Annotated in this window: 7 protein-coding genes and 1 pseudogene; 1 reads left to right on the top strand and 7 read right to left on the bottom strand. The window is 67.1% G+C overall.

Going from position 1 to position 8,910, the window contains the following annotated elements:
- The 6 genes and pseudogenes from AC2VOK_RS03625 to AC2VOK_RS03600 all read right to left on the bottom strand — a co-directional run.
- A pseudogene (locus AC2VOK_RS03625) lies at positions 1–1,285 on the bottom strand (hypothetical protein); the annotation flags it as partial.
- Positions 1,272–1,505 (bottom strand): acyl carrier protein, encoded by a 234-nt coding sequence (locus tag AC2VOK_RS03620; RefSeq protein WP_343709431.1) that lies wholly within the window; start codon positions 1,503–1,505, stop codon positions 1,272–1,274. The pseudogene AC2VOK_RS03625 and the gene AC2VOK_RS03620, both read right to left, overlap by 14 nt.
- Positions 1,506–1,509: 4 nt before the next feature.
- Entirely contained in the window at positions 1,510–3,099 is a 1,590-nt protein-coding gene (fadD10, locus tag AC2VOK_RS03615) for a fatty acid--CoA ligase FadD10 (protein ID WP_343709427.1), read from the bottom strand.
- A gap of 27 nt (positions 3,100–3,126) precedes the next feature.
- Complete coding sequence (locus AC2VOK_RS03610) at positions 3,127–3,678, bottom strand: FcoT family thioesterase (RefSeq protein WP_343709428.1); 552 nt, start codon at positions 3,676–3,678, stop codon at positions 3,127–3,129.
- A complete protein-coding gene (gene scoE / locus AC2VOK_RS03605; RefSeq protein ID WP_343709429.1) occupies positions 3,675–4,544 on the bottom strand; it encodes a (3R)-3-[(carboxymethyl)amino]fatty acid oxygenase/decarboxylase in 870 nt (289 codons plus the stop codon). The genes AC2VOK_RS03610 and scoE overlap by 4 nt, the downstream gene beginning before the upstream one ends.
- A 90-nt stretch (positions 4,545–4,634) precedes the next feature.
- On the bottom strand, positions 4,635–6,095 hold the full coding sequence (locus AC2VOK_RS03600) for a PPE domain-containing protein (protein ID WP_428899264.1): 1,461 nt from the start codon (positions 6,093–6,095) through the stop codon (positions 4,635–4,637).
- Between the two features lie 199 nt (positions 6,096–6,294).
- On the opposite strand from AC2VOK_RS03600, the gene AC2VOK_RS03595 reads away from it, so the two are divergent.
- Positions 6,295–7,104 carry a class I SAM-dependent methyltransferase gene (locus AC2VOK_RS03595; protein WP_428899263.1) on the top strand — a complete coding sequence of 270 codons (810 nt, stop codon included), beginning with the start codon at positions 6,295–6,297 and terminating at the stop codon, positions 7,102–7,104.
- Positions 7,105–7,205: 101 nt separating this feature from the next.
- Here AC2VOK_RS03595 and AC2VOK_RS03590 read toward each other — a convergent pair whose 3' ends face one another.
- The gene (locus AC2VOK_RS03590) at positions 7,206–8,660 is read right to left on the bottom strand and encodes a PE family protein (RefSeq protein WP_428899262.1); all 1,455 of its coding nucleotides are present in this window, start codon (positions 8,658–8,660) and stop codon (positions 7,206–7,208) included.
- Between the last annotated feature and the right edge of the window lie 250 nt (positions 8,661–8,910).

Here is an 8,910-nt window from a genome sequence, read left to right as displayed (position 1 = left end):
TCAGGGCCGCGGCGAGGCGTGCAGCGATTCCGGCGGGTGCGTTCGCATCGGGCAGATCGGCCCGGTTCCAGATCGCGCAGTCGAGGGTACGCCCGCTATCGTCGAGTACGCACGCCACGGTGAGGCCCTCGACCGGACCGATGGCGGTGGCGGTGGGTGCTTCAAACAGGAACGGCCGCAGTTCCGGGGCGCACGGCTCGCGGATGAAATTGACCGTCAACGCCGCGACGCGCGTGGTCCGGTTGATTGCCAACCACATGCGCCGAAAATGTTCTTCGCGAAGCCACCGGCGCCGTAAGGCTTTGACGTAGCTCCGGTCGAGCGCGCCGACGACATCGCCTACCGACGCGAACGACGCGAATCGGAACGAATGCGCGACCGAGTTGACCAGGCAAGTCGCCACGTTAAGGTCCCGGTCCCCGAAACGGTTGTCCACCGTGTGCACGAGCAGCCCCTCAGTGCTCTGCCGAATGCTGGCGTCCACCGCTACGGCAGCTGCAGCCGCCAGCACGTTGAGCGGGACCTGCTTGGCTTCCGAGAAGGCACGGAGCGCTTCGAAGGCGTCACCGCTGACCTGCACGGCTTCGCGCATGACCCCCCTAGCGGCCGTGGCGGGGGAGTCGTCAGTGCCGATTCGCGGCCTGCCGTGTCGTGTTTCGTCGGACAGTTCGCGTTGCACGGCAGGGACGACGTGGCGCAGCGCTTCCTCGACCTTGTCCGCCTCGCGGCGGTGTGCCCGGGCCAACGCGGTCATACCCGCACTGACGCAGGGCAACTCGGTCACGCTGGCAGCGGCGAGGTGCCGCGCCAGGTCCGCCTCAATGATGCCCGTCGCCCCGCCGTCGAGCAGAATGTGGTGGGCGTGGACGTCGAGGCCTGACACCTGGCCGTTCTCATCGGTTTGCACGGTGTAGCGGACCAATGGTTTCCCGAGCAAGCCCGACGACCAGCTGCGCATGAGTTCCCCGCCGCCTGAATGCTCGCCGCCGGCCGTCAGGCGTACGAGGTCTCCGGGTTGCAGCCGGAGGGTAAGCTCAGGAGATCCGGTGCCCGCTGCGGAGGCCTCAAGAACGCAGAGCTGCAGTGGATTTGCGAGAATCGTGACTTCCAGTGCGGCCAGGAATCGCGATAGTTCCAACGGGCGGAATCGGTAACTCTTGCCGATGAGGTACAACGCAGGATCGGCGTTCTGCAACACCCCGTTGTAGAGGTTGTGCTGGGATCTGCTCAGCCGCACGCTTTGCGGGCGTTCATCGTGCGCGCGGTCATCGTCAGGCGAAGTCACGCAGGTTCTCCAGTTCGCGGACCCAGCCCGCAACGGACAGGTTCTCCGACAACCGCTTGGGTACCTCGGACTCCCGGTCGACACCGAGCTGCTTCATCAGCATTACGAAGCGAACAGAATCCAGGCCGAGGTCGCGAAGGTCGGTCGCGTCACCGTCCGCGAGATCCGACTCGTCGATGTACAGGACCGCGCACAGGGCGGTCATGATCTTGTCCCGCAAGTACTCAGCCACGCACGGCCGCTTCGGCTTTGACTCCGTTCAGCGTCGCGGTCAGTGACGCCCGCATGACCTTGCCGGACTGGGTCCGTGGGATGTCCGCCACGAGCTCGATGACCGACGGACGCGCCATCGATTCCGATTCGTTCCGGTAGCGCGCGGCAAGCGCCTGTTTGAGCGTGCGGATGTCGGGCTCCGCCAGATCCTGCGCGGGGACGACGGCCAGCCCCACCAGGGCCCCGAAATCGGCGTCCGGTATCTCGTAACACGCGGCATCGCGCACGCCCGCTACTCCGTGCGCGATGCGATCGACCTCGTCAGGTGCGACATTCACCCCGCCGGAGATGATCATCTCCGATGATCGCCCCTTGATGTAGAAGAAACCGTCCTCGCGGCGCTCCAGCAGATCGCCGGTGTTGACCCACCCCTGCACCAGAACATCCCGGGTGCGTTCGGGATCGTTCCAGTAGCCCAGCATGTTCGCCGGGGACTTGACCCACAACGTACCGAATGAGGCGGACGGGTCCGCGACGCCGGCGCAAGGCCGTTCGCCGGCGGCAGCCAGAAAGACATCCACGCCCGGATACGGGCGCCCCACCGCGCCCGCCTCGATCTTGGCGACGGAGCCCGCATCGGTCGGCAGGCACATTGCGGTGCAGCCTGTTTCACTCAGGCCGTAGACCTGTGCGGTGCGGATCCCGGCGGCCTCGACGAATTGGATATCGGCAGCGACCGCCCGCGAACCCCCGTAACCGAGGAACCGCAGGCTGGGTACGACCGCGTCGGTGGATTTCGTTTCGGCGACAAGCCTGGACACCAGTGTCGGGACCAGACACGTCGACGCGACCTCGTTGGCGTTGAGGATCTCCGTCAGCGATATGGTGTCCTCACCGCCGGTGACGCACTCCGCGCCGTGCATCAAGCAGGTGAGAATCCACCACAGCCCGCCGATGTGCGTGGCCGGAAGCGGCGAATACGTGGTCTCGCCGCCAACCCAGGTGATCCAGTCCAGGTTCTCGTCCTGCAGGATGTCGGGGATGGCGAAGAAGGTGCGGTGGGCCAGCAGCACCGCCTTGGGTTCACCGGTCGTACCGCTGGTGAAGATCATCGCCAGCGGATCGTCGGCGCTCGATTCGCCGGCGCGAGGCAAGGTTTCGGTCGGCGTGGCCAAGCGACGCGCCCCTGCGGCGATCTCTACGGGGATCGCCGGTAGCGGGCACACCGGCCCAGGAGGAGAAAACCAATTGGTCCTGCAACCGGGACAGATGAGGATCGCACTCGGTTCGGTGATCTGGCAGAACCGATCGAGGGTTGCGGGCGGCAGCCTGCCGTCCGCCACGACGGCGATTGCCCCCAGCCGCGCGCAGGCCATGACCGAGAGGTAGGTTTCGGGACCGTTGTCGGAAAGGACCAGGACCCGGGAGCCGCGGGTGATGGCAGACGAATGCAGAGTCGCTGCCAGCGTGTCGACTTCGGCGATCAGCTCTCCGTACCGCAGCGTGCTCGTGCCGTCACAGCGGCGCAGCGCGATGGCGTCGGGATGTCGCCGTGCCTGCTCGATGACCCGATGCAGCACGTTGGGCGCTGACTGTGACATGGCGAAAATCTCCTTGCTGTGCGCGGGTCAGGGGATGTTGAGGACTACGAGCTCGACCTGGGCCGACGCCGCACCGCCGTGTTCGTCCCAGAACTCGATGGCGCAGGGCACCAGCAGGTAACGCAGTGTCCGCTCGATGACCTGGAAATCGTTACACCACAGGCGGGCCGAGAAGCATTGAGCGTTGATCGGACCGCGAAACCGCGAGGACGTGGACTTGATCAACATGTTGGCCAGCTGGTTGTCCAGATAGTCGACGACCGACCAGCCCCGGAGCTCCGGAATCTGTTCGTTGAGAACGGCCGGAGCGAATGCGCTGTACGCGAGTTGGTTGAAGCACAAGATCAGTTCTGCCGCGTTGAAGTGTCCTGTGCTGCGGATGTAGGCGGACTCGGCAATGGTGAAATTCCCGTAGGCCAGCACCGAGTCGGCGGTGGCCCGGTAGGTGGCATCGATGAGATAGCGAGAGCCCTTGGAGGAATACGGTTCGAGGACCCTACTGAGCAGATCCTCGTCGATCGGCGCCGTGTCCGTTGCTGCCGACCCGATTCGGGCCGCCGGGCTCAGGCCGGCGTTCATGCGGCGTACCCCGGCGTCGCCAGGCCGTCCAGCATCGTCAGGCGGTGGGTGGTCAGGGTGCCGGCGGCCGTGCCGTGTTTGGCCCGGTGCATCAGAACCCGGTTGTCCCACAGCACGATGTCGCCGACGTCGTAATGCTGGGTATGGATGAACGGCGAAGCGAACTCGGGGTCGAGTTGGCCGGTCGCGGTCATCAGTTCCTGCAGCACCGACGGGTCGGACGGGTTGCCGTCGGCGTCTTCGATCGTGGTGGTGCCCGTCGCACAGATGTACAGGATCTCCTGGCCGGTCTTGGGGTGCCGGATGACCGTGGGCCACTTGATCGGAGGCGTGGTCCGGTTGATCTCGTCCCAGACCTCTCCGATCGGCCGGTACACGTCGCTGGGGCGGATCTTGATGTGCCGCCTCGGATCGTGGGTGGCAAAGGTTCCGCGCGCGAGGTTCTGGTGGGCGGCGGGCAGCGACTCCCAGACCTGGTTGAGATCGATGAAGTAGGTGCCGCGATCCGGGCCCGGCACCGCCAGCGGTACGACCATGGAGAAGGCGAACGGTTCTGGCATGAACATGTAGTCGATGTGCCAGAAGGCGCCGGTCTTGGGGACGCCGCGGCCTTGCTCGGTGGAGGAGACGAAGATTTCGGGGTGATCCTCGTGGTGGTACATGGTTTCGTAATAGGGGACGATGTCGCCGATAATCCTCCCCAGCCTGACGAAGTCCTCCGGATCAGGATGAACGTCTTTGAGCACCACGAGCTTGTTCTCGTAGACGATGTCTCGGATCTCGTCGGTGGTGATGCTGTCCAGGTTCTTCGGGTCAATCCCCGTGACCTGTGCGCCAAGGCCTTCGCCTTTCACATTCAGCGTCATCCGTTTTCTCTCATCCTCGGTCGATGTCGGCCGCCTGGGCGGATTGGTGCACACAAAGGTCCAGCCAGAGCAATAGTCGAGAGAAGCCGACTAAAAGTTCCCCCTGTTCGCCTCCGAGGTTGCGTCGGCGGTGAATTCCCAGCTGGCGGGTAGCAGGGGGAGGGAAGCGGTCGCGCCAACGGAGGACGCTTCGATCATCCCGGCCGTGCGGGCGACGGCCGGGATCGGTGCCGTACCGGTGAAGCCGAGATGCCCGGAGCCCTGTTCGTTCGCCGTGGATTCGGACTCCGTGACCGAGCACGCAACGCCGTCCATGGTGGCCGTGGGTTCGACGAATTCGTCGCGGTAGCCACGGGTCCTCGCGCCACGTCTGCGGCGTCGTTTGCGTCGGACCCCGGCGGCCACCGCGCCAGCGCCGGCCGCTTCGGTGGCTTCGATGGTGTCAGCAGCGGTGTCACGCGATTTCGTACCGGCTGTGGGACCGAAGCGGGTGCCCGGCGGTTCCAGGCCGGGCACCGCGTAGCTGACGCCGGGGGAGGCCGGAGCCGCGGCCGCTGGGGGCGCCGCGGGCGTGGCCGGTGTCGAGGCGCTCGGAAGTGGGCTGATGCCGGCTGCGGCCGGCGCGGCCGGCATCATCGCAGCGGTGATCTGCGAGCCGATGGGTTGGCCGGGACTCGGTTCCACCGCAATGGGAAGCGTTCCGGACGAGGCTGTTCCGTTCGGGAGCAGCGTGAGCGCGTTCAAGGCGCCCAGGGCGCTCAAGGTGGGCGCGAAAAACGGCAGGAGCAGAAGGGAATACGACGCGTAGTAGGGGTACCAGAGCACGTCGTACAACCACAGGGCGACGAAGGCCAGGACAAAGGCGACGCCGGGGCTGAAACCGAGTTGCTGGAACAGCTGTTGAAAGAATTCGAGAATCTGGTCGATCTGCTGTGGGGTTCCCAACTGTGAAACAAAGGTGATGATCTGGCTGATGAATCGAGCGATCGAATCGGAGTCTGCCGTTGGGGCGCTGCGGGCCAGGGCGCCTTGCTTGAGGATGGGGGGTGCCGGCTGCAGAGTCGGCACCGCCGAGGTCGCCGAGGCGGTGATCGTCTGGTACTCGGTCATGATGTCAGCGGCCTGCACCCACATACGGGCGTAATCGGCCTCGTTGAGGGCGATCGGGATGGTGTTGATGCCGAAGAAGTTGGTGGACATCAGGACGGTGTGGGTGGTGTGGTTGGCCGCCAGTTCGACCAGACTGGGCATCGCGGCCCGGGCGCTGTCATAGGCCGCGGCGGCCGTTTCGTGCTGCGTGGCCGCGATTTCGCAGTCACGCGAAGCCTGCTCGAGCCAGGACAGGTAAGGGCCGTGTGCCGCCACATATTCGGTGGCGCCGGCGCCCTGCCAACTGCTTGCGCCCACCTCGGCCAGCAGCCGGCTCAACTCGGCCGCGGTGGCACTGTATTGACTGCCCAGCTCGTGCCACTGCGCGGCGGCGGCCAGCGTCGATCCCGGCCCGGCTCCCGTGCTCAACAAGGCAGAGTGGACTTCCGGAGGCACCGCCATCCAGATGACGGCTGTCACGGCTACACACCCCCTCGGTCGGACACTGATTTGCCGGACTGGCAAAGTGGTCGGCGGAAGCGGGCGGAAAGTTCCCGTCCCGACGGCAATACGCGGATATCGACGTTTGGCTCCGGCGTTTCGCGCGGGGTGCTGCACCGATGGTCCGCCACGTCGAACCCCGAGCAGTACAGTCGAAGTCATGCCAGTGCTCGATGCCCGCCATCTCGACGGGATCTCCGAAACCGCGCTGCTCACGCTGCATCAACGGGCGACGGAGGCCGCCCGACCCGACGCCATCATCGACGACCCGATGGCGATCGCTCTGCGCAACAGCCTCGACTACGACTACCGGCGTTTTGGCCGCACCCACCAGGCGACTGCCCTGCGGGCCCTGACGTTCGACACCACCACGTGCCGCTACCTGCACACCCATCCGCACGCCAACGTGGTCGCTTTGGCGGAGGGTCTGCAGACCAGCTTCTGGCGTCTGGACAACGGTGCGTTGAGCTGGATTTCGGTGGACCTGGCGCCAATCGTACGGTTGCGCGAGCAACTGCTGCCCCAATCCGCTCGGCTGCGCTGTTGTCCGCGCTCCGCGCTCGACTACTCCTGGATGGACGAGGTCGACGACTCCCACGGTGTGCTCATCACAGCTGAGGGCCTTTTTCAGTACCTGTCGCGCGGCGCCGTGGTCGATCTGATCACGGTATGCGCCAACCGCTTTCCCGGTGGGCAGCTGATCTTCGACAGCGTCCCGTGGTTTTTGAGCGCTTATTCTCAGTACCGAGGCTTCAGGCTCAGCAAGGATTACACCGCCCCGCCTATGCCGTTCTCGTTCACCGCCGACCAGTACGACGAGCTGGCCGCGCTACCCGGGATCCGCGCGGTCCGCGAGTTGCGCTACCCGCCGGGCCGCGGCAGGGCCTTGCGGTGCGTGACTTCGTTGTCCTACAGTCTGCCCTGCTTCGCCCGGCTCCGGGCTCCCGTGACTCTTGTGGAATTCGGCTGACGCGCAACAGCGTTCGCCCGATGCGTGAACCCAAACGGAACGTGTCGGAGCGTACGCGGCACATGACGTCAGGCCTGGGGATGACCGTCGCGGCAAGACGCCTACCCCATCGCCATTCCGCCCATGCTGCCGCCGCCCGTCCCGGCACCGTTCGCCCCGCTGTGGCCGAGCATGCCACCCATGCCGCCCATGCCTGCCATGCCGCCACCGGTCGCGTTGCCGCCGTTGCCGCCGTTGCCGAGGATGGGTGTGGAGTCGCCGCCGTTCCCGCCGTTCGCTGGCGCCATGCCTGCTCCGGCGTTGCCGCCGTTGCCGCCGTCGCCGATGTAGACCGAATGGCCGCCATCCCCGCCGGCTCCGCCGGCGCCGGTCGTCGTCGACGCGCTGGCGCCGCCGTTACCGCCGGCGCCGCCGTTGCCGAACACGCCTGCGGTCCCGCCGTCACCGCCTGCTCCGCCGTTGCCCGTGCCGGTGGCGGCCCCACCGGTGCCGCCGGCGCCGCCGTGGCTGATGCCCACGCCGTTGCCGCCCATGCCTCCGATGCCGCCGTTACCAGTGCCGAGACCCGCGCCGCCGTCACCGCCCGCGCCGGCGCTGCCGTAGATCCACCCGCCGGAGCCCCCTGTACCTCCGGCGCCGCCGGTGACGTCGGTGGCTGCACCGATGCCCGTACCGCCCGCGCCGCCCGCGCCGCCTGTGCCGAGGAGCATGCCCATGGCACCCCTGCCGCCGGCGCCGGCCGTCCCCGAACCGGTGACGTTTCCGCCGGCGCCGCCGTCTCCGGCGCCGCCGATCAGGGTGCCGCCCATGCCGCCCATACCGCCGTTACCGGCGATGCCGACGTCAACGTTTCCGCCGGCACCGCCGGTTCCGCCGTTGCCGATCAGGCCGCCCATGCCGCCCCTGCCGCCGACGCCGCCGTGCGCGCTCATACCGCCCATGCCGCCGAGGGCGGCACCACCAGTCCCGCCGGAACCGCCGTTGCCGAACAAAAATCCGCCATTTCCGCCGGCGCCGCCGGCAGCACCGGCGCCACCCGTCCCGCCCGAACCACCGCTGCCGATCAGACCTGCCGATCCGCCGGCCCCGCCGGCCGCTCCGGACGCTGTGCTGGCGCCGCCGACGCCTCCGTTGCCGTACAACCACCCTCCGGCCCCGCCGGCCGTCCCCATACCCTGGGCGTTGGTGGTGCCAGCGGCGCCGTTGCCGATCAGCGGACGCCCCGTCAGCATCTCGCTGGGCGCATTGACCGCGTTGAGCAACCCGTGCTGTGCGTTGGCGATCTCGGTGCCGGCATAGGCGCTCGCGCCCGTGTTGAGGGACTGTACGAACTGGGCGTGGAACGCGGCCGCGCGGCTGCTCAGCGCTTGGTAGTCCCGGGCGTACCCGGAAAAAAACGTCGCGGCGGCCGCTGACACCTCGTCTGCACCCGCGGCCGCCAGCCCGGTCGTCGAAAGCCCTGCCGCGGCGTTGGCCATGGTGACCGTCGAACCGAGCCTTGCCAGATCCGCCGCCGCCGCCTCCACCAGTTCCGGCGCTGCGATCACGAATGACATCCAGTACCCCTATCCGCTGTTGCTCATGTTGCCGACGCCCGACGCTGGATGGCATGAGTCGCCGGAATCTCGTCGGGTTGTCGCTCAGTAGTCATGCGCCGGCGCCGAAAAGTTCCGGGCGGCAGAGTGATCTGTGACCAACGGCCCCAATGCCGCAGCGGTCCGCGCGCTCGCCCGGACGCGATCACCAAGCTCGTCGGCAAGGAAGATTTGGTGCGGGGTTCAGCCAGTCTGGTCGTCGCGCTGCGCG

Source organism: Mycobacterium sp. TH-M116 (assembly GCF_057473685.1).
Note: the sequence above shows the minus strand (reverse complement) of the source record. Positions and strands in the feature narration are given on the sequence as shown.